Consider the following 772-nt stretch of genomic DNA (forward strand, 5'->3'; position numbering starts at 1 on the left):
TTCCGCTTATTCTGGCTGATAGCAGGCCCAAATTCAGGGCCGTTATCTGCTATGATCTCTTCAAACTGGATACCAAACTTCTCTTTGATCATGCGCATACAACGTAAGGCAGCAAACATGGTGGTCAAAGCGGTAATATCTTCCATTACCTCTGCCCAGGCTATCCGTGAATAGTCATCAATAACGCAAAGCAGGTAAAGTTTGCGATGCTGCCCACGAATGATGGTTTTACTTAAGTGATGGCAATCGATATGGCCCAATTGTCCCATTCGTTCTTTAATGATCTTACGTTTAACTTCTTTATCTGCCGGTTTTAAACGGTTTTTATCATAACGTTTCAGGATGTTGTAAACTCCCGATGGTGATGGATTAAAGTTATTTGATTTCTGCTTAAGCTGATGGGATATTTCAAACTTATTGTTGCCGAGTGCACGTAGATCAAGCACTAAAGCCTCATCCTGAACTGATGGCCTGCGTGTCCGGTACTTTGGACCTCGTTTTGAAGGGAGCAGATCTTCTTCATTGCCGGATTGCTTGTAGCGGTTATAATACTTCAGGAAGCTACGCCGGTCGGTGTGATGGGCTTCATAAAATTCTTTAGCCAGCTTAAAGGTGGGGTGAACGCCTTGTTTTACCAGTTCATAATCCTTGATCAGTAAACGGTACGTCTGTAAATAATTGCGTTTCAGCGTTAGATCATTCGTGTTAATGCGCATAACTCTTAGCTTTGGTTTGTAAAGCTAATCTGTTACCGAATTATCTGACCTTTACA

1 protein-coding gene is annotated in these 772 nt (G+C 42.2%); it reads right to left on the bottom strand.

Going from position 1 to position 772, the window contains the following annotated elements; all coding sequences use genetic code 11:
* Nucleotides 1-716 (bottom strand): hypothetical protein (locus tag ACFQZS_RS13270; RefSeq protein ID WP_377100998.1); only part of this gene is annotated, 716 nt, incomplete at its 3' end.
* Nucleotides 717-772: the final 56 nt, after the last annotated feature.

The organism is Mucilaginibacter calamicampi (assembly GCF_042676765.1).
Lineage (GTDB): Bacteria > Bacteroidota > Bacteroidia > Sphingobacteriales > Sphingobacteriaceae > Mucilaginibacter > Mucilaginibacter calamicampi.